We start from the raw sequence: 24,946 nt of genomic DNA on the forward strand, positions 1-24,946 counted from the left end.
TACCGATGGGTCCGCGGTGGCCTCAGATGGAGGGGCGATGAGTGACTCAGCGCCGGTGGCAGGCGCGTCCAGCGGCTCGGGTTCCGACGAGCCGGCCAAGATCAGCGTCCGCGAATCGGTCTTCCAGGCGCTGAAGGCCCGGCTCATGGATCACGACTTGGAGCCCGGGACGAAGCTGTCGATCGACGGGCTCGCCCGCGAACTCGACGTGTCGCAGACGCCGGTCCGCGAAGCGCTCGCGCGCTGCGAGTCGGAGGGGCTCGTCGTCCGCCGGCCGAACACCGGCTATCTGGTCGCCCCACTGCTCGACCGGGCCGCCCTTGATGACCTGTACGACGTTCGCCTGCTCCTCGAACCGTCGGCTGCCGCGCGTGCCGCACGGTACGCCACGGCCGCCGAGGTGACCGCCATGCGGGAGTCGCTGGAGCAGATGATGTCACCGCTGCTGGGCGACACCTACGAGGCGTACCGCGGCTTCGCGGAACTGGACGCCCTGTTTCACAACGCGATCGCCGAGGCCAGTGGCAGCCCGCTCATCGCCGACACGCTGCGCAGGTTCCGCGCGCATACCCATGGTTACCGCCTCTACTTCCGCCACGGGATCGCCACTCAGGCCGCCGATGAGCACCGCGCCGTGCTCGACGCCATCTGCCGCAAGGACCCCGAGGCGGCGGCGACCGCCATGACCGCCCACCTCGAGGCGTCGCGGTCACGGCTGACGAGCGCCTACCAAGCTTGACCCCGCCAGGTCCGCGGAGAATGCGGCGGCGGCGGCCGGCTCAGGCGGGGATGGGCTCCTGGTCGACATGGTCGAAGGGCGGATAGCTCTCGCCGGCCATGCGATCGGCCGCGTCGATGTAGTCGGCAAGAGCGTCGCGGGATTGGGCGAGCCTGTCCATCTGGTCGTCCAGCCGCCGCAGCCGTGACCGCATCGCGGCCAGCAACTCGGGACACCCGAGCAGTTCCGGCGTCTCTCCGATCGCGCAGGGCAGCAGGTAGGCGATGTCCTCAGAGGACAAACCTGCACCGAGCAGATGCCGGATCTGCTTCACCCGCAGCACGGCGTTCTCGTCGTACTCGCGGTAACCGTTCGCGCCACGGTCTGCCTCCAGCAGGCCCTGGGCTTCGTAGTAGCGCAACTGATGGGCGTTCACGCCCGTCCGACGACTCAGTTCCCCGATCAGCATCGAAACCTCACTTGACCTTCACACCGGTATCAACGTTGACGATGCTTCCATGAACCGCAAAACCGATACACCCGTGACCATCATCGGACTCGGACTGATGGGCCAGGCGCTCGCCGGCGCGTTCCTGAAAGCCGGACATCCCACAACCGTATGGAACCGTACGACCTCCAAGGCCGACCGGCTGGTGGCCGAGGGTGCACGGCTGGCGCCAACGGTTGGCGACGCGCTCAAGGCGAGCCCCCTGACGATCATCTGCGTCACCGATTACCAGGCCGTGCGTGAGCTGCTCGGCGCGAGCGACAGCGAGCTGGACGGCAAGATGTTGATCAACCTGACCTCGGGCGACTCGGCCCAGGCCAGGGAAGCCGCCCAATGGGCCGAGCAGCGCGGCGCCCGTTACCTGGACGGCGCCATCATGGCCATCCCGCCGGCGATCGGGACCACGGAGGCGGTGATTCTGCACAGCGGGCCGCAGCCGGACTTCGAGGCGCACAAGTCAACGCTCGACGCGCTCGGCACCGCCACCTGGCTTGGTGCGGACCATGGGCTGGCGTCTCTGTATGACGTGGCCGGCCTCGCCATGATGTGGAGCGTCCTGAACGCCTGGCTCCAGGGCACCGCTCTGCTCAGGACGGCCGGCGTTGACGCCGCGACGTATGCGCCGTTCGCGCGGCAGATCGCTACCGTTGTGGCCGAATGGCTGCCTGGGTACGCCGAGCAGATCGACAGCGGCTCCTTCCCGGCCGGGGTGTCGGCCCTGGAGACCGACGCGCGGGCGATGGCACACCTGATCGAGGAGAGCGAGGCGGTGGGCGTCAACGCCGAACTGCCGAAGTTGATCAAGGCGATGGCCGACCGCTCGATCGCCGCCGGACACGGTGGGGAGCAGTATCCCGTGCTGATCGAAGAGTTCGGCAAACCCCGCAACGACTGACCGTCACGCGGCACCCTGCCCAACTCGTTGTCCGTCCCACCCATCACCGCCGGCGCGGCGTATAGGGCGCCAGAGCGGCGATGTCCATGTCAGCATCGGGCCAGCGGCGGCGTAGCGCCGCGGCCAGGCGCTGGCACAGGCCCGCCAGCTGCGGCAGGGCATGGTGTTCCCGGGCGGCGGAGGCGGCCGCCTCCAGGGTCGCGACGAGTTGGGCGCGGCTGCCGTCACCTGTCGGACGCCCATCCAACACCGGCAGACGCCAGAGACGGGTCAGCGCGAACGCCACACACGCCGCCGCCAGAGCCATCCCATAGAGCCGCTCGTCCTCGGCCTGCGGCACCCCGGCAGCCAAAGCGCGCCGGTAGACCTCGCCGACCTGCGGCAGCGGCGTGGAACCGGCAGGCCGTGCGGACATCGCCACCCGCATCCAGGCCGGACCTGGAACATACAGGCAGACGGCATCGTGCAGGGCATGGGTGAACCCGGCGAACTCGAAGTCGATCAGACGCGCATCAGGCGGCCCGTCCGCACGAACCAGAATGTTGTTGGATTCCGGATCGCCATTGCTCAGCGCCAGAAACGGCCCTGGATCGGCCAACTCCGCCAGGGCGAGGGCGAACTCGCGTTCCACCGCCCCACTGATCGGCACTCCCAGCACCTCGGCCTGCGACAGCCCTTCTTCGCGCAGCCGGGCAACACGCCCAAGCCGGTCAGCCTCCGGATCGACCTGCCCCAGGCGCTCTCGCCGCCGGTAATACAGCTCCACCCGTCCGGCGGTGAACGCGCCGAGCTCGCCACGGGCGCGAGCGAAAGCCTCCAGGCGTACGGCATGCGCGGCGACGCCGTCCCTGCGCAACAGCCCGTCCAGCGCGACCCGCGGCGCCAGATCCTCCAGAATGACGCGCCCCGCGAGAAGATCCTCCGCCAACACGCGTGGTGCCAGATCGACTCGGAGATCCTCGGCCAGGAACCGCAGCGCGGCTACCTCCGTGCGTAACCGCCACGCCTCGGTGTGGCTGTCATCAACATGAGGGCCCACCCACTTGACGATCACCGTCTCATCGCGATCGGTACGAGCACGGGCGACCCGCCACGGTTCCAACCTGGTCCACTCCACCACGTTGATCACCCGCACAGCCTAGAACGGTACAGGCGAGCGTTTCCGCCCGTCAGCCGACCGTCAGCACGATCTTGCCTCGGACGTGTCCGGTCTGCACTTCAAGGTGGGCTCGGGCGGCCTCGCTCAGAGGGAAGACCGCGTGGATGGGAATGTGCAGGCTGCCCTGCTCGTACAGGGCGACGAGCTCGCGCAGGGCGGCGGTCGATCGGCCGCCGACGCGGAGGATGCCGTGGTCTTTCACCGCTTGGGCGTCGACGAGGGTGCCGATGCGCCGCCGGTCGCCCACGACGGCGAGAGAGGCGGTGATCGCCTCGCCGCCGATCGCGTCGAGTGCGGCGTCGACTCCCCGGGGTGCCCGTGCGCGGATCCGGTCGATGAGCCCGTCTCCGTAGGAGACCGGGATGGCCCCGAGCGAGCGGAGATGGTGGTGATTGCGGTCACTCGCGGTGCCGATGACGGTGGCGCCCCAGAGGCGGGCGAGCTGCACGGCCAGGGTGCCCACGCCCCCGGCGGCGGCGTGGACGAGTACGGTCTCACCAGCGGCGACGCCGATCTGGCGGAGCGCCGTGTAGGCGGTCTGGCCCGCGGCGGGCAGACCGGCGGCGGCCGTCCACGGCATGGCGGCGGGCTTGCGCACCACGTCGGCGGCGTCGGCGACCACGTATTCCGCGTAGCTCTGGGCGGTGGCCGAGCCGAGAACCTCGTCGCCGACCACGAACTCGGTCACGCCCTCGCCGACGTGCTCGACGGTCCCGGCGTATTCGTTGCCGAGGCGGCAGGGGAAGGTCGCCGGAATGGTGGCGGCGAAGTCGCCGCGGCGGAGTTTCGCGTCGACGGGGTTGACCCCTGCGGCCCTGACCCGTACGCGGACGTGCCCGGCCTGGACGGCGGGTGGGTCTATGTGGATGGGATGCAGGACGTCCGGGCCGCCGTAGGCGGAGAACGCGATTGCCATGGCCATGAGCGGCTCCTGTGGATGGTGGTCAGGCGGGGTACGTCTGGGCAGTGCGTGCGGTCCGCAGCGCCCGCGCCCACCAGGCGAGTTGCCGCAGAAGGGCGGCAGCGGCGGTGTCGGCCGGGCCTGGGTCGAGCAGCCTTCCGGAGGCGTCGAACTGGCCGTGTGCCATGTGGAAGCTCACGCTCTCGCGGATCCCGACGGCCTCAGCGTTCATCGGCCGCTGCTCTTTCATGGTCGTCATCGGTCTTGTGGATCGCCGCTGCCGTCAGCCCTTGTCGGATATCCACCAGAGTCCGGGCCAGGCCGGCGCGCTGGTCGTCGGTGAGGCCACCGAACGTCCGGCGCTCCAGCTCCGACCAGATCTCGCGAATGGGCAGGCACAGGCCGCGGCCCTTGTCCGACAACGTGATGATCACCGCTCGCCTGTCGGCAGTGGACGGAGCCCTGGTGATCAGGCCGGCGCGCTCCATCGTCTGCAGAGTGCTGGTGACGGTGGAGCGGTCACGTCCGAGGAAGTGGACGAGCTTCGACTGCGGGGTCGGCCCGTGCTCCTCCAGGAACAGCAGAACCAGCTCCTGCGGAGCGACCAGGTCGAGCCGCTGCAACATCGCGGTCGCGAGCGCGGCGTGCGCCCGGACGAGCTGAAGCAGCAGTGAGCTCAGCGGGGCCTGGGCGACGCTCACTCCCACGTGAGGGGTGCGCTCATTTGTTGGCATGCCAACAAAGTATCAATAATGTTGGTATGCCAACAAGATGACGGGATGGCAAGGACATGACGAGCGAGACAGAAGGACACCCCCTGCCCGGTTCCGCCGGGACGGCGGAGCGACTCGATCCAGCCCTGCTCAAGCTCGCCGGAATCGTGCTCGTCGGCGCGCTCGCCGCGCTGCTGGACACCACGATCGTCAGCGTCGCGCTCGACCGGCTCTGCCAGGAGTTCGCGGCGCCCGTCTCCACCGTGCAGTGGGTGTCCACGGCGTACCTGCTCGCGATGGCCCTGGTCATCCCGCTCGCCGGATGGTGCGTCGATCGGTTCGGGGCCAAAGCGACCTGGCTGGCCACCCTGGCGCTGTTCCTCGCCGGTTCCGTGCTGTGCGGCGGCGCCTGGTCGACGGGAAGCCTGATCGCCTTCCGTGTGGTCCAGGGAACCGGCGCCGGCATGATCCTGCCTCTGGCGCAGATCATCCTGGCTCGGGCCGCCGGCTCTCGCCGCTTCGGCCGGGCCATGGCGCTGGTCGCCGTTCCCGGCAACCTCATCCCCATCGTCGGGCCGGTGCTCGGTGGTGTCGTGCTCAACGAGCTGTCGTGGCGGTGGATCTTCCTGCTCAACGTGCCCGTCTGCGTGCTGGCGATCGTGCTGGCCTGGTGGAGGTTGCCCGCCGACTCGCTCCGTGGTGAGCAGGCTCTCGACGTGCTCGGCCTCGCCTTGCTCTCACCGGCCGTGCTGGCCATGATCTACGGCCTGGCCCAGGGGAGTGAGAAGTCGAGTCTCGCCGCCACCGGCGTGGCCGTGCCTGTCGCGATCGGTCTTGTACTGCTCGGCGCGTTCGTCGCGCACGCGTTGCGTACCGTCAAGACGCCCATCATCGACGTACGCCTCTTCCGGTACAGGTCGTTCAGCGCCTCCGCCGCGTTGATGTTCTTGTCGGGCGCGGCGCTCTACGGTCCCCTGTTCCTGCTGCCGCTCTACTACCAGCAGCTTCGCGGATTCGACGCGCTGACCACGGGACTCGCGCTCGCCCCCCAAGGACTCGGCACCGCGCTCGCCCTCGCGGTCGTCGGGCCCTTGACCGACCGCATCGGAGCCAGGCCACTGGTCGCCCTCGGTGCGCTGCTCACCGCCGCCGGGACCTTCGCCTACACCCAGCTGCCCGCTCACCCGGACGACGTCCTCCTCGGTGCGTCCCTGCTGGTGCGCGGCATCGGCCTGGGCGTCGTGGGCATCCCGACGATGGCGGCGGCCTACCAGGAACTCCCGCCCGCCGCGATCCCCCGGGCGACCAGCGCCACCAACGTCGTCCAGCGCATCGGCGCGTCCTTCGGAACCGCCGTGGTCGCGGTCATCCTCCAGCAGCAGGCCGGCGAACAGGTGATCAGCGCCGCCTCCGCCCAGATCCAGACGCACGCCTACGTGCGGACGTTCTGGTGGGCCGTCGGGTTCGCCGTCCTGGTCCTCCCGCTCGCCGCCCTCCTGCCCCGGAAAGCCGTCAGACACGGGCGCTGAGCGTCGGCAGGTCGGTCACACCTGCTGCCTGTTGTAGCGCCGCGTCGAGAATCGAGTCCAGGATCCCCTGCGAACTCTGGAGCTGAGTGATCATCTTGGCGATGTGAGCGCGTTCGCGCCGTAAGTTTTCGATGAAGGTCGGGCAGCCGGACGGCACTGTCAGTTCGTCATCTCCGTGTACGCAGTGCAGAACCCGGGCGATGACCGCGGTGGAAAGCCCAGCGGCGAGCAGGGCACGGATATGGCGTACTGCCGAGATGTCCGCCTCGGTGTACTCGCGGTAGCCGTTGTCCAGGCGGACCGGCCTGAGGAGATCCTGCTCCTCGTAGTAGCGCAGCAGCCGCCTGTTCACCCCGGTCTTGTGAGCCAGGTCGCCGATCCGCATTCGGTTTCTTCCTCCCCTTGACCTTCACATGGATGTGATGCCTTAGCGTCCCGAGTATCACTGATCTGGAAAGCAAGGAGTATGTCAATGTCGGGTGCCGTGATCATTGGTGCAGGGCCGGGGATCGGGCAGGCGGTGGCTCGTAGGTTCGCCAGGGAAGGGCTGCCGATGGCGCTGATCGCCCGGAGCGACCGGACGTTGCGTGCCGCGGCCAAGGCGGTTGCTCCCAGCGGAGTCCCCGTTGTCACGTTGGAGGCCGACAGTACGGACCAGGCCGGGCTGAACGCCGCGCTCGACGAGGTTGTCCGCGAGCAGGGCGTGCCGGACGTCGTCGTGTACAACGCCGCGATCATCCAGGCGGACGCGCCGGGCGAGCTGTCGGTACGCGGTCACATGGAGGCATGGGCGGTGAACGTGGTCGGCGCGCTCAACGCCGCGGCTCACGTCGCACCCGCCATGGCGGCACGCGGGCATGGAACGATCATCATCACGGGCGGCATGCCCGAGCCCAAGCCGCAGTATGTGAGCCTGTCCCTGGGCAAGGCAGGTGTCCGTACCCTGGTGACGCTGCTCGACCAAGAGTACGGACCTGCCGGGGTGCACGTGGCGAGCGTCACCGTGGCCGGTCCGGTCGCCCCGGGTACCGACTTCGACCCTGACGACATCGCCGAGCACTACTGGCAGCTGCACACGCAGCCACGACACCAGTGGACGCGGGAGGCTCTGCACGCGGGTTCCCCGCGATGACCGGCGCCGGGGCCACAGACGTTGCGCATTCCTGGCCTGTTCAGTTGTGGAGGCGGGTGCGACGATGGCCGGATGGATGTGGCGTTACGCGCCCTTGAAGTGACGGCGGTCCTGTTCACCGCATTCGTGATGCCGGTACTTGTGCGCCGCCGCGCCGCCGCCACCAGAGCGAAGGTTGAGGGCGCGCTGGCCATCGGTGCCGAGGTCGGTTCGCTCAGGCTCGTCGTCGCCGTGGCCGTACGGGAGGGAGCCTTGTGGCAGACGGGCACCTTCCGGCACGTCGAGCGCCGCATCACCTGGCGCGGCCCCTACGAGGAGCTCGACCTGACCGGCGCGTCCGTTAGGTCCTGGCGCGAACTCGAGAAGTCGGAACGGAAAGAGGTGCGCCCGTACTCGATGTACGTGGCGCTCCTCTGCGTCCACCCCGAGCTCGACGACTTCGAGCTGACGGCGGCGCCGGACGACCTGTACGTCGTGGCCGAACTGTTCGGCCCCGAGAAATAACCGCTACCCCACCACCCGGGCTACGACTTCAGGAGTGAGGGCAGGCCGCGGCTGGGATCAGCCTGTGAGCCCGGCGGGTGTGGGCGGGAGGACGGTCGACTTGGCGGCTGCCTGTGGCGCGGGCAGGTTCTGCGCGGAAAAGGCGAAATTGAGATGTAAGAAAGCCTTCCGGCGGACCACATGCTCCATGGACAACGTGCCTCCCAACCGAAGGAACCGGCTTGCCCAACCCTCACGAGCGTTTCACCACGCTCTACAACACCTACCAGGCGCGGGTGTACGGCTATGCGGTGAGTCGAGCCGGACATCAACTCGCGGAGGAAGTGGTCAGCGAGACCTTCCTCGTCGCCTGGCGACGACTCGACGACATCCCTGAGCAGGCGCAATTGCCATGGCTCTTCCGCGTCGCCCGGAACATCCTGCGGGACAACTTCCGGCAGATCGCCCGTCGTGAATCTTTGGCAGCCGACCTGCGTACGTGGATGGAGCAGGCCGTCACCGACGTGGGCGAACACGCCACCGAACGACTCACCATACTTCGCGCGCTCGCCACCCTTTCCGAAGACGACAAAGAGATCCTGACCCTCACCACCTGGCACGGCCTGTCTGCCGCGGAAGCGGCCGAAGTGCTGGGCTGTACGAAGGCCACCTTCTTCGTCCGGCTGCATCGCGCACGCCGCCGGCTGCGATCGGCGATCGACACCCCAGGTACCACCCCATCTCCAAAGCCCGTGATCATCCCCGGAGGGAAACTTCGATGAGCCGCAAGCCCGACGCGATGCGACTACTCGCCATGGCCCGTCCGGACTCGTTGGATCGCGGATCGCGCCTTTCCGCCGATGACCTGCTGATCAAGGCCGGCGACGAGCCGGCGAGAAGACCGGCGCGCAGGCCGTCACGGCCGAGGTCGAACGTCATGACCGCCATTCGCATCGCTGCCGTCGCGATGGCCGTCACGGTCGTGACGGCCATGCTGGTCCGGAGTCCGGGCACTGAGTCCCTGACGTCTCAGCCCGTATCCGCCCGTACCGTCCTCCTCTCCGCCGCAGATCGGATCGAGACCACCAGCGCGGCGACGGGTCGCTACTGGCACTCTGTCGGCCAGAGCATGGCAACGGGAAAGGAAGGACGCGCACCTACCGGCATGACACCCAAGTTGCTCGAATATCAGGTGACATGCACGCATGAAGTCTGGATGGCCAAGTCGGAGCGGGAGCCGAGCTGGCTTCTGGTCACCGCTCAGTCGGGCAAGCCGCTTGCCGAGGCCGATGAGGCGATCTGGCGCCAAGAGGGTGCGTACCGGCTCGGCGCCTGTGAGGGGCCCGGCGTTCCCAGCATCGGCGGTGTGGTGCCGCAACCGCCGTTCGCCTTGCGAATCGACGACCAGCATGCCGCCGAGGTTTCCTATCCCCAGGTCGGGGCCATACACGTCACGACAAAAGAGGTCATGGCCTTGCCGGCGGACCCGGTGCGACTCAGGGAAGTCCTCCAGGCGTGGGACCGGCGAGGTGGTTACCCGGCCGATGAGGAGTCTCTGTACGCCCAGGCCGTCAGCCTGCTCGCCCAACTGCCGACGACTCCTCAAGTACGCGCCGCGCTCTACCGCGTGCTCGCGAGTCTTTCGAGCGTCAAGAGCATCGGGACCATTGCCGATCCCCTGGGGCGGGTTGGAAGAGGGATCGAATTCGCTGGGGCACAGCAGATCATCATCGATGAGTCCTCAGGTCGGCTGCTTGCCGTACAAGAGCGATCCTCTGACCGTACGGGAACGCTGAGCTCGTGGACCGCTGTGACCGCATCCGGCTGGACGGACGTACGCCCGAAGCTGCCTAACACGATCGTGGGCGGCGACTGATGAGAGCGGACGAGCAGCCGGCGGTCCCGAGTGTGGCAGCGGTGTAGAGATAAGGGGCGGGTACCGTGCAGACGGTCGCATGGGTGGAATGCCGCTTCTACCGTCCTAGAGTATGCGGACCGTTGATGTACTGGTCGTGGGCGCGGGCCTGGCCGGCCTGCGCACAGCCCGCCTGCTCGCGGGACGGGAACTGAAGGTGATGGTCGTCGACCGCCGCAGGTCGCTGTCGGCGGGCATCCGGACGACGGGCATCTTCGTGCGGCGCACGCTCGACGACTTCGAGTTGCCGGACCACCTGCTCGGGCCTGGTATTCGGGACGTGCTGCTGTATCCGCCGTCGCGGCGGGCACCGATCCGGCTCACCAGCGACCGGGACGAGTATCGCGTGGCGGACATGGCGGCCGTCTACGAGCACGAGCATCGCGCGGCGGAGTCGGCCGGGGCACGGGTCCTCCTGGGCGTACGGTATGTCGGCGCGTCGATGGGTTCTGTGCGGTTCGAGGGTGCGGAACCGGTGACGGCCCGGTTCATCGTCGGCGCGGATGGCGCCCGTTCCCAGGTGGCCCGTGATCTCGGCCTCGACGTCAACCGGCGCTTCCTGGTCGGTGCCGAGATCGTCCATCCGATCGCGTCGCGCACGGACACCCCGGTGTTCCACTGCGTGCTGGATCCCCGGGTCGCTCCGGGGTACCTGGGGTGGGTCATCGACGACGGCCGGCACGCCCATGTCGGCGTCGCGGGATATCCGGCCGCGATGCGCGCCGGCATCCGCCACCTGCTGGACGCTTTCGCCGCGGACGCGCCCGGCCGCGCGGTGCCGACCGGTCCGGTCGAGCGTCGAGGTGGCCCGATCCCGGTCGGCGGCGTGCTGCGACGGTTGGCGTGCCCCGCCGGGCTGCTCGTGGGGGACGCGGCGGGCGCGGTGTCGCCGCTGACGGCCGGCGGGTTGGACCCCTGCTTACGCATGTCCGAACTGGCCGCGGGGCTTGCCGCCAGGTACCTGCGTACTGGCGACGAACGCGTATTGAGCCAGTACGACGGGGGCGCGCTGCGGTCCCGGTTCCGAGGACGGCTGTTGCTGCGCCGCGTGTTCGGCGGCATCCGATCCCCAGCCGCGGCAGAGGCGGCGGTGGCCATGCTCCGTGGTCGTGCCGGTCGTGCCTTGGCAGCGCGGATCCTGTTCGGTGACGGCTCGTTTCCCGATATATCGTGGCGCGTATGATCAAAGACTCATCCGTGATGAGCGAGCCGGCCTACTTCGTGCTGGCCGCGCTGCTCGATGGTCCCCTGCACGGTTACGGGATCATCAAACGGGCCCAGGAGCTGTCCGACGGGAGGGTGCGACTCGCCGTCGGTACCCTCTACGGCGCGCTCAACCGCATGTCGGGCAGCCAGCTGGTCGTCGTGGACCGGGAGGAGACCGTACAGGGACGACCCCGCCGTTATTACCGCATCACCGAGGAGGGTCACCGAGCCCTGTCCGAGGAGGCGGCGCGGATGGAACAGGCGGCCAGAGTCGTCACCCACCGCGCGGCGTTCCGGGCCGGGACGGCGCAGGCATGAGCCGCTCGCTCGCGGAGCGCTGGTACGAGTTCGTCCTGCTGACGTACCCCAAGGACTGCCTCCACTGTGCTGCTGCTGACCCTTGATGCGCGGCTGGGCACGGGTGTCCCTGCCGCTCGCCGTGGCCGTCGCTGTGTCGACGGGCCGCGTCATGATGTTCGGCGGGGACGTGACCGCGTGGGGCACCGGCCTGCTCGGCCCGTCCTACCACAACTGGGTGTCCTTGATCCCGTACGGGCTGCTGGCGGCCGGTGCGGCCGTCCTCGCCGTCCGCCGGCCGCGAGACCTCCGGCGCCGCTCGTGGGTCTGGCCCGCGATCCCGGTCGCCGCCGTGCTCGTCACCTACGTGCTCGATGCGCCGTACGGCGTGCTGGCGCAGGTCATGCGGGCGGGGCTGGAAGCCGGTCTCCTGCTCCTGGCGGTGTGGGCCACAGCCGTCGCCCGCAGCCCGCGCTGGATCATGGCCGCCGCGATGTACGTGCTGCCGATCCAGGTCACCGCCGTCGTCTATAAGACACCGGTTTCGCAGGAGCTGGCTTACCACGTCCTCCTCGCGGCCCTTCTTCTGTCCGTCGCCGCGGCGCTCTGGCTGCGGCGGGACGCCCGCGCCAGTCGGTGAGCATGGTGACCCGGCCAGGTTCCAGGGTCAGTCGTCGTTCGGGATCCTGGCCTCGCCTGCCGGCCGGCGGACCGCGGTCTCGATGAGCTTGCCGACCTGCGCTGCCGGAACGACGATGCCGGGTGTCTGGAGAGTCCAGCGGAAGAAGTCCTCCATGCTCATGGCGGGCATTTCACCGAGATAGGGCTGGACGTATACCGGTGTGTTCGGTTCGCTGCGCCAGCTGGTGGCGAGTGTGCCGATGTCCACCGCGTCATAACCGATGACGTCCAGCAGCCGGGCGGCCCCTGCCTTGGCCCCCGGGTCGTCGCCGGCGATGGGCAGGGCGCTGCGGTCCGGCGCGCCCGTGGGCCGGGCGAGGGAGAACAGCTGGTGCGGGGTGATGTTGTTGAAGGCCTTGACCACCTGGGAGGCCGCGAGGTGGCGTTGCAGCAGAGCGCTGGAGGTCAGTTCGCCCGCATCCAGTTCGGCCAGGTGGCCGTCCCGCTCGGGGTAGTAGTTCGCCGTGTCCAGCACCGTCTTGCCGGCCAGAGCTTCGGCGGGGAGGTGTTCGCAGGCCTTCAGCGGGATGGCCACCACCACCAGGTCTCCGGCGCGTGCCGCTTCTGCCGGTGTGGCCGCTCGGGCAAGCTCGCCCAGGTCGGCGACAAGGTCGGCGAGTGTCTCAGGGCCTCGCGAATTACTGAGGACAACCTCGAGGCCGGCCGCGACGGCCAGGCGGGCAACGGAAGAACCGATCATTCCGCTGCCGATGAGTCCGAGGGTTTGGGGCATGGCTTGTCTCCGTACGTTCGTGTGGAGAGCCGCGAGCGCAGGTCGCGCGTGGGTGGCTCGCCTGACAGCGTGGAGTCGTCGCGGCCGCCCGGCCAGGTCCGTGTTCTGCGTACTCACGGCGTGATCACCGTAGGGTTGTCGGGTGGACGACAGGGCCGAGCTGAGTGGGTTCCTCAAGTCACGCCGCGCCCGCCTGCGCCCGGAGGACGTCGGGCTGCGCGACTACGGCGGAATGCGCCGGGTCGCCGGCCTGAGGCGTGAGGAGCTGGCCCAGCTGGCGGGCGTGAGCATCGCCCACTACACGCGGCTGGAACAGGGCAAGGGCGACAGCGTCTCCGACGAGGTCCTGAACGCCATCGGCGTAGCGCTGCGCCTGGACACGGATGAATTGGCTTACCTGCACCGGATCGCGCGGCGTCCCCAGGCGTGCGCGGGGGCCGCGGCCTCGTCCGATGTGCCCGCGGGCTTGCGCTACCTGCTGGAGTCGTTCGTGATGACGCCGGCGCTGGTGGTCGGCCGGCACACCCAGATCGTCGGCTGGAATCAGCTCGCCGTGGCGGTGTTCGGCGACTTCACCGGGCTGCCGGAGGACCGCCGCACGTTCTCGCACCTTCTGTTCGCCGAGCCCTACCTGCGTGAGCTGCACCGTACCGATTGGGAGCGGGCGGCCCGCGAGCACGTGGCGCACCTACGCGTACTGCTCGGGCGCTATCGCGGGGACGTCGGACTCGCGGCGCACATTGACCACCTGCGGGAGCTGAGCGCGGACTTCGCCCGGATATGGGCGGAGCACCCGGTCGCGCGGGTCCGGTCCCGGGTGTACGTGCTGCACCACCCGGTCGTCGGCGAACTGACCTTGCACGGCGAGCTCATCGCGCTGCCCGACGGGCCGTCGTGCTGCGGGCTGGACCTGTTCGCCGCCGAGCCGGGCTCGGCATCTGAGCGGGCGCTGCGGAAGCTCGGGAGCATGTAGCGCCGAGGGTTCGGCCGCCTTCGTCAGGGTTTCGCGGGTGCGGTTGTGGATGCGGTCTCCTTTCGCGGCAGCAGGAAACTGGCGGCGAAGGTGATGGCGAGCAAGAGGAGGCTGCCCCAGATGGTGGCGGTGAAGGCCGTGGTGTATCCGCCGTTGTGTGCGGAAAGCTGAGCGAAGAAGACAGTGCCGAACAGGGCCACGCCCACGGACGCGGCGAGCTGGGCGACCGTGTTGAACAGGCCGGATCCGGAAGCCGCGTGCCTGGCGGGGACCTTCTCCAGAGTCAGTTGGGCCAGGGGTGCCACGGTCAGCCCCATCCCCAGGCCACCGACGACGACACCGGGCAGGAAGCTGATCCAGTTCGTGCCTGCGGCCGCCGCGAGGAGCACAAAACCGACAGCCAGCACAACCAGCCCGATCTGCACTGTGGTGCGCCCAAGGCGCGGAAGCAGCACCGCTGCTCCGAGTCCGGCGGCGATGGTGGTGGCGATCGGCCACGGCAGGATCGTCAGACCGGCGCTCATGGGCGTCATGCCGAGACCGGGCTGAAGGAGCTGCATGAAGGTGAGGAAGAAGCCCATCACCGGGAGAAAGAAGAGGAACTGGATCAGGAGGCCACCGCCGACCGACCGCACCCGAAAGAGCGCAACCTCGATCAGAGGGGACTTCCCCTGGCCAGAGAGGTGCTGCTGATGCCGGACGAATCCTGCCAGGACGATGACGCCCAGGATCATGCTCACATATGCCCATAGAGGCCAGGGGAGCTCCTCGCTGCCCTTGATGAGCGGGTAGAGGACCAGGATCAGACCTGCTGATGAGATGAGGACGCCGGCGACGTCAAGGCGCGGCCGGGTGGTGCTCCGTGCTTCCGGCAGGACTGCGGCGGCGGTGAGGAATGCGAGGATGCCTACGGGGACGTTGAGCCAGAACACGGTGCGCCAGCCCTGGCCGAACCAGTCGGCTTCCAGCAGGGCCGCCCCGAGGATCGGCCCGGTGGCGGCCGCCAGCCCGGACAGGGAGGAGAAGGCCGCCATGGCTCCGCCGCGCTCGTGCGGGGCGTACATGAGCTGGATCTGCGAGAGCACCTGGGGAACCATCGCCGCGGCGAAGAGGCCCTGGACGATGCGCGCGCTTACCAGCACCTCCGCGGTGGGGGCGGCGCCGCACAGAGCGGAAGCGGCGGTGAAGCCCGCGATCCCCGCGAGGAAGACGCGCTTGTAGCCGTACAGGTCGCCGAGCCTGGCGCCGGTGATGATGCCCAAGGCGAACGCGAGCGTGTAGCCGGCGAGCATCCACTGCAGGTGCGCGGGCGAGGCGTCGAGCTCCGCTCTGACGGAGGGCAGAGTGATGTTGACGATGGTGACGTCGAGCAGGTCCATGAAGCTCGCCAGCAGGATGATGACGAGTGCCACTGTTCGAGCTCTGGGTGTGGTTGGCGCGTCGGTAGACACCGGAGGCTCTCCAGTTCGCAGAAGTTGGCATCGGATACACTAGCTGCATCGCTAAGTATCTGAACCGCGAAGATAAATGGAGTCTCGCATGCCCGTCAAACCGCATGACGACCACGCGGACCGGATCGTCGCGTCCATGACGGACCTCGCTGGAGCCCTTGGACGTCTGAACGACCTGATCGCCCAGCACCTCGGCATCGCCCAGACCGATCTGCTCTGCCTGCACGCGCTCAACCGCGCGGAAGCTTCCACGGCCGGCGCGCTCAGTTCGCAACTCGGGCGGACTACTGGCGCGGTCACGCACATGATCGACCGCCTGGAGAAGGCGGGGTATGTCCGGCGCCAACCTGACCCGACGGATCGTCGCCGCGTCCTCGTCGAGGCTTCGGCCCCGGGACTCGAACGAATCGCTTCGTTCTACGAAGGGCTCGATGCCCGCAGTCGCCGATTGATGGCCACCTTCTCCGGCGACCAGTTGGCGACGATCCACGCGTTCCTGCTGAGCAGCTACGAAGACGCCACCGAAGAGTGTGATCACCTGATCCAGCAGCGAGGGCGATGATCGGATGCGCTGGGCCAGTGCCGCGACCGCCTCGGTTCAGCTGAAGCCGTTGGGGCAGAGGAAGGTTCTGATGCTGGCCGGTGCGCTCGCGAGGAGTGCCGGGCCGTCCTCCAGCGAGCAGAAGTTGCTGCCGATCTCGGCGTTGAGGAATCGCGTCGCGTTCCGCTTCGCGATCAGCTCGACTCCGCCGACGCTCGAAGAGTTGATCTCGGCCGCGACCCAGAAGCCGACGCACCGCTTGCGCGCGACCACCGCGTCCTCCGGCATGCTGCCGTGGTTCAGCACGGAGGCCTGCCGGAGTATCGAGTCGTCGGACGCGCACGGTACGCCGGTGGCCGAGCGGCGCGGGCTCGGGCGCGCGCTCGCCTTCTTCTTCGTGGGGGACGTCTTCTCGGTGGTCTTCTTTGTGCTGGGCGTCTCCTCGGGGGTCTCCTTCGTGCTGGGGGGATCGCTCGCCGTTGGCGTCTCGACCGGGTCCTCGCTCGTGTCCGGGGTCTGGGTTTCCGCGGGTGTGGACGAGGGAGAGTCGCTCGGGCTCCGGAATGCCTCTGGCGTTCCCGCCGAGTTCGCCGCGAAGACCGCGCCGACGGCTACGACCGCCGCTATGACGGCCGCGGCCGACCACAGCGGCACCACCAGGCGTTTGTCGCGCGGCGGAAAGGGGATCGTGGTGCCCGCCCTGAGCGCGGTGACGCGGGCGAGTAACTCGGGCGCGGCGGGCCGGGCCGCCCGATCCTTGGCGAGCGCGCTCCGTACGAGGTCGCGGATCTGCGCGGGTACCCCGGACAGATCGGGATCGACGCTCATGACGCGGTAGGCGAGGACGTCGGGGGCTCCGGTGCCGAACGGCGGGCGGCCTGTCGAGGCGTACGCCATCAGCGCGCCCCAGGCGAAGACGTCGGCGGCGGCGTCCGCCTGGTCGCCCCGGTACTGCTCGGGACTGATCCAGCCGGGCGTCCCGATCAGCGCGCCGGTGCCCGTGAGCCCGCTCTCGTCGAGGGCCCGGGCGATGCCGAAGTCCAGGACCTTCGCGCCGGAGGCGGAGAAGATCACGTTCCCGGGCTTGAGGTCGCGGTGCACGATGCCGGCCCGGTGGATGTCGGTGAGCGCCTCGGCGATGTCCACGCCGAACGAGAGCAGCTCGTCCGGGCCCAGCGGCCCGTTGTCCTGTACGTACGTGTTGAGCGTCGGGCCGGGCACGAACTCGGTGGCCAGCCAGGGAGGCATCGTGGCGGTGTCGGCGGCCAGCACCGAGACCGTGCAGCGCCCGCGTACCCGGGACAGGAGATCGACCTCGCGGACGAAGCGGGCGCGGAAGTGCGGATCCGCGGCTAACCCCGGATGGATGACCTTGACCGCGCCCCGGGCGCCGTCGGCCGCGATCCCCGCGTAGACCACCCCCATGCCCCCGGCGCCCATCCGGCCGACGATCCGGTAGGGGCCGATCGCCTCGCGCTCGTCCATCTCCAGGGGGCCGAAGCCGCCGAGGTCACTCATCGAGGCTCCCGATCGCCGGATCATCGCAAACAGCAATGATCTTATTGCTGAGTGCTCCGGTGCGCTCGCTCAGTGCCACCAGTCCCGTTCGGGCAGCCTCAGCCACCTGTCAGGTTCGCCGTCGATCGCCCGGGCGTCGGCCAACCGCAGAACCGCGCTGGCACAGCAATAGGGCACGGGCTTGTGGCGGTAGAGGTAGGCGGCGAGGATCTCCTCGGCTGATTCGTCGGCGGACACGATGCCGCCGCCGGGACGCCTGCCCCGCTCTTCGAGCATTCCGTCGCGGGCGACGGTTCCTTGGTTGCCGCTCACGGGGTTGGCGTACATCCCGTAGCAGATGGTGCCTGCTGACAAGCGCTTCAGGACGCCGGGCATAGAGGGGGCGTATCCCCAAGATTGGCTGATGACGCATCCACCGGGCACGTCAGTAGCGCCGATGATATGCAGACCCTCGTCGCCCGACAGGTCGTCGGGGAGCGAGTCCTCGATCGGCGTGGCCTCCAGGCGCTGCGCGGCCTCGGTTGCGCTGATGCCGGCCACGCACGCCAGGCCCACCCCCTCGTAATAGAAGTGTCCCAACGCGGCTATCAGGCGCTCAGCCTCCGTCACGGCTGCGGCCTCGGTCGCGGACAAGCCGGCTTCTCCCGGAGGGATGAACAGGTCGGGGGTTGGACTGGCCAGGCTGAGTCGTCCGGGGGACCAGCCGGCCATCATCGGGCGCCACGGATCGGCACCGGCAGCGACCAGGGCACGGGCGTTGTCGGGACGGTTGGCGAAAACGGCTTCCCAGAGTGCGGTACGGCCCTCATGGTCGGCATCGACGTTGTCGACGCGGCGGGCCAGTTCCTCGACCACCTCAGGTGAGCCGTGCTCGGCCGCTTCATATAGCGGCAGTCTGTTGAAGTACGTGCCTGAATGGGGGTCGGCACCCGCATCGAGGCGGGATCGGATCAGAGCGAGATCCGTCCAGGCATTCCAGCCAAGGTCGGACCATCCATCTCCGTCGGCGACAACCATGGCGCTCCTCAGGGGGATCTACCGACTAACCGCTCGCCGATCATGACGTGCCGGACTGACAGATTCGGGTCGGGCTGCCAGGAGCACCGCAAGCAGTGCGCATCTGACGACATCGACTTCGCTGTCAGTGAATCGGGTCTGCTGTCGGTGAACCCGCCTGGGTGATCGGTGTTCGCGGTGCTTGGGTGGCGGGATGGAGATATTGGTTCTGGGTGGAACAGCGTGGGTGGGCCGGGAGCTGTCGCGGCAGGCGATCGAGCGTGGCCATCGGGTGACGTGTCTGGCGCGCGGCGAAAGTGGGAAAGTCGCGGACGGGGCGACGCTGGTGGTCGCCGACCGGCGCGCTCCTTCGGCCTACGGGCCGCTGCTCGACCGCGAATGGGATGCGGTCATAGAGGTGTCGTGGCAGCCGGGCTTCGTTCGTGCGGCGCTTGACGCACTGGGTGGCAGGGCCCGGCACTGGGCTTATGTCTCCTCCGTCAGCGCCTACGCCTCCCATGCCGTGCCGGACGCGGATGAGTCCACGGTCCTGCTCGCTCCGACCGACCGGAGCGAGGCCGACCGGGAGGCGTACGGCGAGGCGAAGGTCGCCTGCGAGCAGGCGTCGGCGGCCGTCGTGGGCGACCGTCTCCTCATCGCGCGCGCGGGTCTCATCGGCGGTCCGGGCGATCACAGCGGACGTTCCGGTTACTGGGTGGCCCGGGCCGCACGTGATCCGCAAGGGCCGATGCTGGTTCCCGACGCGCCGGCCATGCCGACTCAGGCAATCGATGTTCGGGATCTCGCCGGCTGGCTGCTCGACGCCGCGGAGGCGGGGACCATCGGCACGTACGACGCTGTCGGTCCGGTCGTGTCGTTCGGGGAGTGGATCGAGCTGTCCCGGGATATCGGCGGGCACACCGGTTCGATGGTCACCGCCGACTCGGCATGGCTGCTCGCGAACGGCGTGGCCGAGTACATGGGTGCCGAGTCGCTGCCGATGTGGCTGGTCGAGCCGGGTTGGGAAGGGTGGTCGGCCCGGAGCGGGTCCGCGGCGCGCGCCGCGGGGCTCCGTCATCGGCCGCGGGCGGAACTGCTGGCCGACACCCTGCTCTGGGAACGCGAGCAGGGTCTGGACCGGCCAAGACGCGCCGGACTCAGCGCCGGGCGCGAGCGCGAGTTGCTCGACGCCATCGGCTGACGGCCTTGGTCCCCTGCCCGTGCTCAGCCGCTTACCACGCGACGGGGCCGAGGCGATCGATGAAGATCCCGGTCGGCCCGTCGGCGTCGATCGTCGCGAGTTCGACGATCGAGTCGGTGCCCTCGGTGACCGTCAGCTGGCCGGTGTGATGGTTCATGTCGGTGGCGGCGAATTTGCGATTGGCGACTTCTCCGGGAGTGGCGACGTTGAATTTGATCTCCGGGAGCGCCTGGGCGTACCTGACGGTGATCATGTTCAGCGCCGCCTTCGACGAGCTGTAGGCGAGCTCGTGCATCTTCGAGACGGGCTGCTCCGGATCGGTCACGACCGCGAAGGAACCGCCACCGCTGGACACCATCACCACCCGCGGGTGGTCCGCCGCCCGCAGCAAGGGGAGGAACGCATGCGTGACCCTGATCGGTCCGTACACGTTGGTGTCGTAGACGGAGTGAACGTCGTCGACTGTGGCCTCCGCCGGCGCGACGATCTTTCCTGGCGCGCCGGCGTTGTTGATCAGCACATCCAGCCGGTCGGTGTGCTTGCGAACGAGCCGTACGGCCTCGCTCACCGACTCGTCCGAGGTCACGTCCAGCGGGACCATGACCACGTTCGCGCCACCGTCGGCCAGCTTGTCGGCAGCGGCCCGTCCTCGACCTTCATCGCGCGAGCCGAGAAAGATCGTCCAACCCTGTTCCCCGAGCCGCCGCGCCGCCTCGAAGCCGAGTCCCTTGTTGCCTCCGGTGATCAGCACCGAGGTCTGTTCCGCGTTTGTCATGCTCCCTAAGACGATGTGCCCCTTTCGGTTGTGACACGGTGTGAGCGGCCTCACAACCGAAAGCCCTGCGCTACCCTCGTGGCGCCAGGGCTTCTAGGACGGGTTGGGATGACGCGAGACAAGGAATTCGAGGAACTTCGACCGCTGTTGTTCTCGATCTCTTACCGGATCTTGGGCAGCGTGACCGAGGCCGAGGACGCCGTTCAGGAGACCTGGCTGCGCTACGCGGCGACCTCGACGCAACCGCGATCCACCAAGCCCTTCCTCTCGGCGACAGTCACCAGGATCTCGATCGACGTGCTGCGCTCCGCCCGGGTCCGCCGGGAGGAGTACATCGGGCCGTGGTTCCCCGAACCGCTGCTCGCCGACCCCTACCAGGACCCGGAACGCGCCGCGGAACTGGCCGACTCGCTGTCGATGGCCGCACTACTGCTGCTGGAGCGACTCAGCCCGCTCGAACGCGCCGTCTTCGTGCTCCGGGAGGTGTTCGACTTCGGCTTTCCCGAGGTCGCGTCGGCGGTGGGGCGCTCGGAGGCGGCCTGCCGCCAGCTCGCGTCACGGGCACGCCGCCACATGCGGGATGACCGGCCCCGGTTCGAGACCGACCGCGGGAAGCGCGAGGAACTCGCCGAACGGTTCCTCGACGCGCTCAAGGAAGGGGACGTCGACGGGCTGCGCGAGCTCCTCGCCGCCGACGCTCAGCTCGTCAGTGACGGCGGCGGCAAGGTCGGGGGTACGATCCCCGTCTACGGCGTTGAGCGGGTCGCCCGCGTACTGGCCGCCAACGTGCCTCCGTTGACCCAGATCGGCGCCGTGCTGGAAGCACACGAGGTGAACGGACAGCCGGGCGCGATCCTCCGCGACCGCGATGGCAGGGTCGTCAACATCTGGACGCTCGACATCCTCGACGGACGCATCCAGACCATCCGCTCGGTGATCAACCCCGACAAGCTCGGGCACCTGGGCCCCGTCGCAGATGCCCACGCGGTCATCCACGAGAAGAACCAGGCTCGCCGGCGACCGACATAGTCGTCGGCCGCGAGCCCACCGCTGCTCAGCCGGCCCGCTCGATGACCACGACCGGGATCTCCCTCGGCGCCTTTCGCTGATAGCCCGCGTACTGCGGCCACACCCCGATCATGGTCTCCCACAGCCGGGGTCGCTCGTCGGCGGTCGCCGGGCGGGCCACCGCGTCGAACACGTCGGCGCCGACCTGCGCCCGGACCCGCGGTTCTGCGAGCAGGTTGTGGAACCAGAGCGGGTGGTCGGCGGCGCCGCCGTTGGAGGCGACCACGAGGTAGTGCTCGCCGTCGCGGCCGTAGATGAGCGCGGTACGGCGGGGGAGTCCCGAGCGGCGGCCGGTCGTGGTGATCAGCAGGGTCGGCGCGCCGTGGAAGAGGTGGCCACGGGCGCCGCCGGACTCGACGTATTTCTTGACGTGGCCGGCGACCCACTTGGTCGGGCTGTCGATCGGCTCCTGGCTCATCGGGCCGCTCCGCCCACGCGGCGGTCGGCCCAGTCCCGGGCCTTGGCCGACCAACCGGACGCCGTACGGTGCGCGTTGAGCACATGTCCGGTGCCGGGGACCAGGACGGCCTCCAGTTTTGCCCGCGGGCCGTAGAAGGGGGCCTCTTGGGCACGCAGCTCGGTGGAGGAGTGGGTCGGGGTGAGCAGCTTGTCGTACTCGCCGGTGACGATCAGCACCGGCACCTGGATGCCCTTGTTGATGGAGGGCGGGGTGTAGGAGTCGCCGGGCGGGAAGACGTCGGTGGTCTTGGTGGCCTCGTCGGCGGCGATGACCTTGGGGTCGGCGTTGGGCCGGTGGTAGAACCAGGCGGCCCGCATGCCGGGCCGGGTGGTGAGGTAGCCGTCGTCGAGCCCGCGCTCGGCGAAGCGCGGGTCGTCGGCCGCACGGTAGATCTGCGCGCCCATCTGCTCGAAGGCGGCCTGGTTCGGGGCACTCGACTCGCCGGTGAGGATGACGCCGTCCACCCCGGCGGGATGGGTGGCGGCGAGGGTACGGGCAAGGGTGGAGCCCAGCGAGTGGCCGACCAGGACGACCTTGGTGAAGCGGCCGCCGCCGAGACGGCCGGCGCGGAGTTGTTCGATGAGCTGGCGTACGACGATCTGGTGGGTGTCCTGCCGGAAGCGGGCGCTGGGCGGGTACGTGCTCGCGCCGGTGCCGAGGCGGTCGATGGCCAGCGTGGCGTAGCCGGCGGCGGTCATCGTCTCGACGTAGGAGGGGCGCCGCCGGTCGCCGCGCGCCTGCCAGTACGCCTGGCCGTAGAAGCCGCCGGGGATGAGCAGCTGAACGGTGGCGGCACGGCCGCGCGGCAGGCACAGGGTGCCGGCCACGCGCTGGTCGGCGGGGCCGCCGGAGGTCATCGCCACTTCGGCGCTGACTGGTTTGCAGGTGGTGGTGGCGCTCGCCGCTTCCGGGGGCGAGATAAGAGTGAGCAGGAGTGTTGCCGCTGCTGCGGTACGGACGCGCATGGAGCTCCTTCACGAAGAGATACCCAAATTTGGTTAACCAAATTTGGGTATCGAACTATGGCCCACCCGCCCTCCCACCGTCAAACCGGGGGGCGACCGGTCAGGCCGGCTCCGCACCCCGTTCCAGCCGTACGATCAGGCCCTGGGTCCATGCCGCGTCGCCCGAGGCCTGCTTCGCGCGCAGGTCGAACAGCTCCGTCAGGTGTCCCGGTCGCGGACTCTCGCGCATCACGGCCTCGATCCGCGCCCGCTCGTCTTCCATGGCGCGCAACCGCTCTTTGAGCAGCGTGATCGCTTCCTCTTTCGGCAGCGCCGGCAGCAGCGCGATGGCCGCGTCGAACATCTCCGGACGCCGGTCGGGCACGCTCAAAGCGGTCCTGAGCAGCCGCAGGAACTCCGCCTCACCCTTGTCGTTGATGACGTAGTCGACTCGGCCGGGCCATTCGTGCACCTCGGTGGCGTCCAGCAGCCCGTCCTTGGCCAGTTGACGGAGGGCGTGGTAGATCGATCCTGACCTGAGCCCCGCCCATTGCCCGGCCTCCCACGACTCCAGTTCGGCGCCGACGAGATAGCCGTGTGCCTGGCTGAGCCGCCGTACCACGCCCAGGACCAGCAGTCGCGTCGCCGACATCGTCTCCCTCATTCGCCGGACGCGGCCTCCACTGCGTGACCGCGCGCCCGACCTAGGCTAGACGGGCTTCTCCATTTGTTCTGCTGCGGAAGGCCTGCTCTGGCCAGGTGGCGTCCTGCGTGTCACCATTCGCAGATGATCGAATTGCCGCCGGAGTTATCCCTGCCGGGTGAGAGACCTGGTAGGCAGATGGTCTTGGCCTGGGCGGTGGGGATCATCCTCACTGTCGGTCTCATCGCAGGGATCGTGCTGATGGTCGAGCTCTTCCCTGACTCCTCGTATTGCGGGGAGTACACCGGGTGTCTCGGCCTCCTTGTGCAGGTGTGGGAGGTCGGGCGCTGGGTCGTGATCGTCCTGGCCTGGCCGTTGCTGTATCTCCTGCGCGTACGACCGTCCTTGCCCGTCGCCGTCCTGGCCGCACTCCTCCTGATGGCGATCTGGCAGTTCGCCGAAGCGCGGTTGCATACCTCGTTCGGCGTCTCCCTTCTTCTCATCCTTTTCAGCGGCGTGATCTCGTATCCGGCCGCGGCCTGGTTGGCCGGGACCCGTATCGCCCGGCCAACGCTTGTCCTGTCCGTCGCCTCGTCTCTCGCGTTCTACCTTCTGGCCGCCGCACTCTTCCCTGCCTGACGTCAACGAAGGTGGTGTCTGTCCGCCCACGCCGAGATGGCCGTGGCGATCGCGACAGGGTGATCCTCCGGCGTGTGGTGCCCGGCGACGGCCTCGGAGTGTTCGATCTCCAGGCCGGCCATGTTGGCCGCGCACCACGCGACCATGCCTTCGTGCATCATCGCCCCCGGACCGGGCGCGAACGTGAGCAGCAGCTTGGGCACCTCCGCACTGGCCGCCAGCCACCGGTCGTACGCCTCGATCCTGGCCACGACGTCGGCGGGCTCGCCGCCCAGCGGCATGGCGCGCGGCCATTGCAGGAGCGGCAGCCGGCTCTCGCGCGTCGGATACGGCTTGCGGTAGACGTCGAGGTCCCCCTGGGAGATCGGCGTGGCGGTGGTGCCCGGCAGGCCCTGCTCGATGAAGGCGTTGTCGTCGAGGATCATGCCCTCGCCGACCCCCTCGGTCTTGATCGCCCGGAACAGCTCACGGCCGTCCTCCGGGAACTCCTCCCAGGCCATCGGCTTGACGATGGTCTCGGTGAACGCGATGCCGCGCACCCGATCCGGGTGGCGCGTGGCCCAGTCGAAGGCCAGGGCGCCACCCCAGTCATGCCCCACCAGCACCACGTCCTGGAGGTCCAGCGCGTCGAACCAGGCGTCCAGGTAACGGGCCTGGTCGGCGAAGGTGTAGGCGATATCCGGTTTGCCCGAGTCGCCCATGCCGATGAGGTCGGGGGCCAGGAGCCGGCCGGATCCCACGGCCGGCATGACATCACGCCACAGGTGGGACGAGGTCGGGTTGCCGTGCAGGAAGACGATCGGCGCCCCGGCGCCGGACTCCCGGTAGTGCATGGTCGAGTCAAGAATGTGCTGAACAGGCATGATC

Annotated in this window: 30 protein-coding genes; 15 read left to right on the forward strand and 15 right to left on the reverse strand. The window is 68.9% G+C overall.

The window, feature by feature from the left end; all coding sequences use genetic code 11:
- Nucleotides 1-37: 37 nt before the first annotated feature.
- The gene (locus AB0F17_RS38055; protein WP_358033058.1) at nucleotides 38-739 is read left to right on the forward strand and encodes a GntR family transcriptional regulator; all 702 of its coding nucleotides are present in this window, start codon (nucleotides 38-40) and stop codon (nucleotides 737-739) included.
- A 40-nt stretch (nucleotides 740-779) separates the two neighbouring features.
- On the opposite strand, the gene AB0F17_RS38060 is transcribed toward AB0F17_RS38055, so the two are convergent.
- A complete protein-coding gene (locus AB0F17_RS38060; protein ID WP_358033060.1) occupies nucleotides 780-1,187 on the reverse strand; it encodes a MerR family transcriptional regulator in 408 nt (135 codons plus the stop codon).
- A 49-nt stretch (nucleotides 1,188-1,236) separates the two neighbouring features.
- On the opposite strand from AB0F17_RS38060, the gene AB0F17_RS38065 reads away from it, so the two are divergent.
- Nucleotides 1,237-2,121, forward strand: coding sequence for an NAD(P)-binding domain-containing protein (locus tag AB0F17_RS38065; protein WP_358033063.1), 885 nt, complete (start codon nucleotides 1,237-1,239; stop codon nucleotides 2,119-2,121).
- A gap of 43 nt (nucleotides 2,122-2,164) precedes the next feature.
- Here the strand turns inward: AB0F17_RS38065 and AB0F17_RS38070 are convergent, their stop codons facing one another.
- Genes AB0F17_RS38070 through AB0F17_RS38085 form a run of 4 tightly spaced genes read right to left on the reverse strand, consistent with a single transcriptional unit; the run spans nucleotide 2,165 to nucleotide 4,915 of the window.
- Nucleotides 2,165-3,250, reverse strand: a complete 1,086-nt coding sequence (locus AB0F17_RS38070) for a hypothetical protein (RefSeq protein WP_358033066.1) — start codon at nucleotides 3,248-3,250, stop codon at nucleotides 2,165-2,167.
- Nucleotides 3,251-3,290: 40 nt separating this feature from the next.
- Nucleotides 3,291-4,202: an NADP-dependent oxidoreductase gene (locus tag AB0F17_RS38075; protein WP_358033068.1), complete on the reverse strand. Its 912-nt coding sequence runs from the start codon at nucleotides 4,200-4,202 to the stop codon at nucleotides 3,291-3,293.
- A 22-nt stretch (nucleotides 4,203-4,224) separates the two neighbouring features.
- Nucleotides 4,225-4,413, reverse strand: coding sequence for a hypothetical protein (locus tag AB0F17_RS38080; protein WP_358033071.1), 189 nt, complete (start codon nucleotides 4,411-4,413; stop codon nucleotides 4,225-4,227).
- Nucleotides 4,403-4,915, reverse strand: coding sequence for a MarR family transcriptional regulator (locus AB0F17_RS38085; RefSeq protein ID WP_358033073.1), 513 nt, complete (start codon nucleotides 4,913-4,915; stop codon nucleotides 4,403-4,405). The genes AB0F17_RS38080 and AB0F17_RS38085 overlap by 11 nt, the downstream gene beginning before the upstream one ends.
- A 56-nt stretch (nucleotides 4,916-4,971) precedes the next feature.
- Here AB0F17_RS38085 and AB0F17_RS38090 point away from each other — a divergent pair, with 56 nt between their 5' ends.
- Complete coding sequence (locus tag AB0F17_RS38090) at nucleotides 4,972-6,423, forward strand: DHA2 family efflux MFS transporter permease subunit (RefSeq protein ID WP_358033075.1); 1,452 nt, start codon at nucleotides 4,972-4,974, stop codon at nucleotides 6,421-6,423.
- Here AB0F17_RS38090 and AB0F17_RS38095 read toward each other — a convergent pair.
- Nucleotides 6,407-6,808: a MerR family transcriptional regulator gene (locus tag AB0F17_RS38095; RefSeq protein ID WP_358033077.1), complete on the reverse strand. Its 402-nt coding sequence runs from the start codon at nucleotides 6,806-6,808 to the stop codon at nucleotides 6,407-6,409. The genes AB0F17_RS38090 and AB0F17_RS38095 overlap by 17 nt on opposite strands.
- Before the next feature lie 99 nt (nucleotides 6,809-6,907).
- Here AB0F17_RS38095 and AB0F17_RS38100 point away from each other — a divergent pair, with 99 nt between their 5' ends.
- The 7 genes from AB0F17_RS38100 (at nucleotide 6,908) to AB0F17_RS38130 (ending at nucleotide 12,096) form a co-directional block, all read left to right on the forward strand.
- A complete protein-coding gene (locus tag AB0F17_RS38100; RefSeq protein WP_358033080.1) occupies nucleotides 6,908-7,555 on the forward strand; it encodes an SDR family NAD(P)-dependent oxidoreductase in 648 nt (215 codons plus the stop codon).
- A 72-nt stretch (nucleotides 7,556-7,627) separates the two neighbouring features.
- Nucleotides 7,628-8,059 carry a hypothetical protein gene (locus AB0F17_RS38105; RefSeq protein ID WP_358033083.1) on the forward strand — a complete coding sequence of 144 codons (432 nt, stop codon included), beginning with the start codon at nucleotides 7,628-7,630 and terminating at the stop codon, nucleotides 8,057-8,059.
- Between the two features lie 221 nt (nucleotides 8,060-8,280).
- On the forward strand, nucleotides 8,281-8,820 hold the full coding sequence (locus tag AB0F17_RS38110) for an RNA polymerase sigma factor (protein WP_358033086.1): 540 nt from the start codon (nucleotides 8,281-8,283) through the stop codon (nucleotides 8,818-8,820).
- Nucleotides 8,817-9,914: a CU044_5270 family protein gene (locus AB0F17_RS38115; RefSeq protein WP_358033088.1), complete on the forward strand. Its 1,098-nt coding sequence runs from the start codon at nucleotides 8,817-8,819 to the stop codon at nucleotides 9,912-9,914. The genes AB0F17_RS38110 and AB0F17_RS38115 overlap by 4 nt, the downstream gene beginning before the upstream one ends.
- Nucleotides 9,915-10,026: 112 nt before the next feature.
- Nucleotides 10,027-11,136: an NAD(P)/FAD-dependent oxidoreductase gene (locus AB0F17_RS38120; RefSeq protein WP_358033090.1), complete on the forward strand. Its 1,110-nt coding sequence runs from the start codon at nucleotides 10,027-10,029 to the stop codon at nucleotides 11,134-11,136.
- Entirely contained in the window at nucleotides 11,133-11,477 is a 345-nt protein-coding gene (locus AB0F17_RS38125) for a PadR family transcriptional regulator (protein ID WP_358033093.1), read from the forward strand. Before AB0F17_RS38120 ends, AB0F17_RS38125 begins: the two co-directional genes overlap by 4 nt.
- Nucleotides 11,478-11,562: 85 nt before the next feature.
- Nucleotides 11,563-12,096 (forward strand): hypothetical protein, encoded by a 534-nt coding sequence (locus tag AB0F17_RS38130; protein WP_358033095.1) that lies wholly within the window; start codon nucleotides 11,563-11,565, stop codon nucleotides 12,094-12,096.
- A 27-nt stretch (nucleotides 12,097-12,123) separates the two neighbouring features.
- On the opposite strand, the gene AB0F17_RS38135 is transcribed toward AB0F17_RS38130, so the two are convergent.
- The gene (locus AB0F17_RS38135) at nucleotides 12,124-12,987 is read right to left on the reverse strand and encodes an NAD(P)-binding domain-containing protein (protein WP_358033098.1); all 864 of its coding nucleotides are present in this window, start codon (nucleotides 12,985-12,987) and stop codon (nucleotides 12,124-12,126) included.
- 25 nt (nucleotides 12,988-13,012) lie between these two features.
- Between AB0F17_RS38135 and AB0F17_RS38140 the strand changes: the two genes are divergently transcribed.
- Nucleotides 13,013-13,843 (forward strand): helix-turn-helix transcriptional regulator, encoded by an 831-nt coding sequence (locus AB0F17_RS38140; protein WP_358033102.1) that lies wholly within the window; start codon nucleotides 13,013-13,015, stop codon nucleotides 13,841-13,843.
- Between the two features lie 23 nt (nucleotides 13,844-13,866).
- Here AB0F17_RS38140 and AB0F17_RS38145 read toward each other — a convergent pair whose 3' ends face one another.
- Nucleotides 13,867-15,255, reverse strand: a complete 1,389-nt coding sequence (locus AB0F17_RS38145; RefSeq protein WP_358033104.1) for a DHA2 family efflux MFS transporter permease subunit — start codon at nucleotides 15,253-15,255, stop codon at nucleotides 13,867-13,869.
- 127 nt (nucleotides 15,256-15,382) lie between these two features.
- Here AB0F17_RS38145 and AB0F17_RS38150 point away from each other — a divergent pair, with 127 nt between their 5' ends.
- Nucleotides 15,383-15,856, forward strand: a complete 474-nt coding sequence (locus AB0F17_RS38150) for a MarR family transcriptional regulator (RefSeq protein WP_358033108.1) — start codon at nucleotides 15,383-15,385, stop codon at nucleotides 15,854-15,856.
- Between the two features lie 36 nt (nucleotides 15,857-15,892).
- Here the strand turns inward: AB0F17_RS38150 and AB0F17_RS38155 are convergent, their stop codons facing one another.
- A complete protein-coding gene (locus tag AB0F17_RS38155) occupies nucleotides 15,893-17,353 on the reverse strand; it encodes a protein kinase (protein ID WP_358033111.1) in 1,461 nt (486 codons plus the stop codon).
- Nucleotides 17,354-17,422: 69 nt separating this feature from the next.
- Entirely contained in the window at nucleotides 17,423-18,370 is a 948-nt protein-coding gene (locus tag AB0F17_RS38160; protein ID WP_358033114.1) for an ankyrin repeat domain-containing protein, read from the reverse strand.
- Nucleotides 18,371-18,563: 193 nt separating this feature from the next.
- Here AB0F17_RS38160 and AB0F17_RS38165 point away from each other — a divergent pair, with 193 nt between their 5' ends.
- Nucleotides 18,564-19,550, forward strand: a complete 987-nt coding sequence (locus AB0F17_RS38165; RefSeq protein ID WP_358033117.1) for an NAD-dependent epimerase/dehydratase family protein — start codon at nucleotides 18,564-18,566, stop codon at nucleotides 19,548-19,550.
- 31 nt (nucleotides 19,551-19,581) lie between these two features.
- Here the strand turns inward: AB0F17_RS38165 and AB0F17_RS38170 are convergent, their stop codons facing one another.
- Nucleotides 19,582-20,325, reverse strand: a complete 744-nt coding sequence (locus AB0F17_RS38170; RefSeq protein WP_358033120.1) for an SDR family oxidoreductase — start codon at nucleotides 20,323-20,325, stop codon at nucleotides 19,582-19,584.
- A 108-nt stretch (nucleotides 20,326-20,433) separates the two neighbouring features.
- Here AB0F17_RS38170 and AB0F17_RS38175 point away from each other — a divergent pair, with 108 nt between their 5' ends.
- On the forward strand, nucleotides 20,434-21,354 hold the full coding sequence (locus tag AB0F17_RS38175; RefSeq protein WP_358033123.1) for an RNA polymerase sigma-70 factor: 921 nt from the start codon (nucleotides 20,434-20,436) through the stop codon (nucleotides 21,352-21,354).
- A gap of 25 nt (nucleotides 21,355-21,379) precedes the next feature.
- On the opposite strand, the gene AB0F17_RS38180 is transcribed toward AB0F17_RS38175, so the two are convergent.
- The 3 genes from AB0F17_RS38180 to AB0F17_RS38190 all read right to left on the reverse strand — a co-directional run bounded on the left by AB0F17_RS38180 (nucleotide 21,380) and on the right by AB0F17_RS38190 (nucleotide 23,449).
- A complete protein-coding gene (locus AB0F17_RS38180) occupies nucleotides 21,380-21,811 on the reverse strand; it encodes a nitroreductase family deazaflavin-dependent oxidoreductase (protein ID WP_358033126.1) in 432 nt (143 codons plus the stop codon).
- Complete coding sequence (locus AB0F17_RS38185) at nucleotides 21,808-22,818, reverse strand: alpha/beta fold hydrolase (protein WP_358033128.1); 1,011 nt, start codon at nucleotides 22,816-22,818, stop codon at nucleotides 21,808-21,810. The genes AB0F17_RS38180 and AB0F17_RS38185 overlap by 4 nt, the downstream gene beginning before the upstream one ends.
- Before the next feature lie 100 nt (nucleotides 22,819-22,918).
- Nucleotides 22,919-23,449: a PadR family transcriptional regulator gene (locus AB0F17_RS38190; RefSeq protein ID WP_358033131.1), complete on the reverse strand. Its 531-nt coding sequence runs from the start codon at nucleotides 23,447-23,449 to the stop codon at nucleotides 22,919-22,921.
- Nucleotides 23,450-23,584: 135 nt separating this feature from the next.
- Between AB0F17_RS38190 and AB0F17_RS38195 the strand changes: the two genes are divergently transcribed.
- Nucleotides 23,585-24,079, forward strand: coding sequence for a hypothetical protein (locus AB0F17_RS38195; RefSeq protein WP_358033134.1), 495 nt, complete (start codon nucleotides 23,585-23,587; stop codon nucleotides 24,077-24,079).
- A gap of 2 nt (nucleotides 24,080-24,081) precedes the next feature.
- Here the strand turns inward: AB0F17_RS38195 and AB0F17_RS38200 are convergent, their stop codons facing one another.
- The gene (locus AB0F17_RS38200) at nucleotides 24,082-24,942 is read right to left on the reverse strand and encodes a haloalkane dehalogenase (RefSeq protein ID WP_358033137.1); all 861 of its coding nucleotides are present in this window, start codon (nucleotides 24,940-24,942) and stop codon (nucleotides 24,082-24,084) included.
- Nucleotides 24,943-24,946 lie beyond the last annotated feature (4 nt).

Origin of the sequence: Nonomuraea sp. NPDC026600, assembly GCF_040638335.1 — a bacterium.
Classification (GTDB): domain Bacteria; phylum Actinomycetota; class Actinomycetes; order Streptosporangiales; family Streptosporangiaceae; genus Nonomuraea.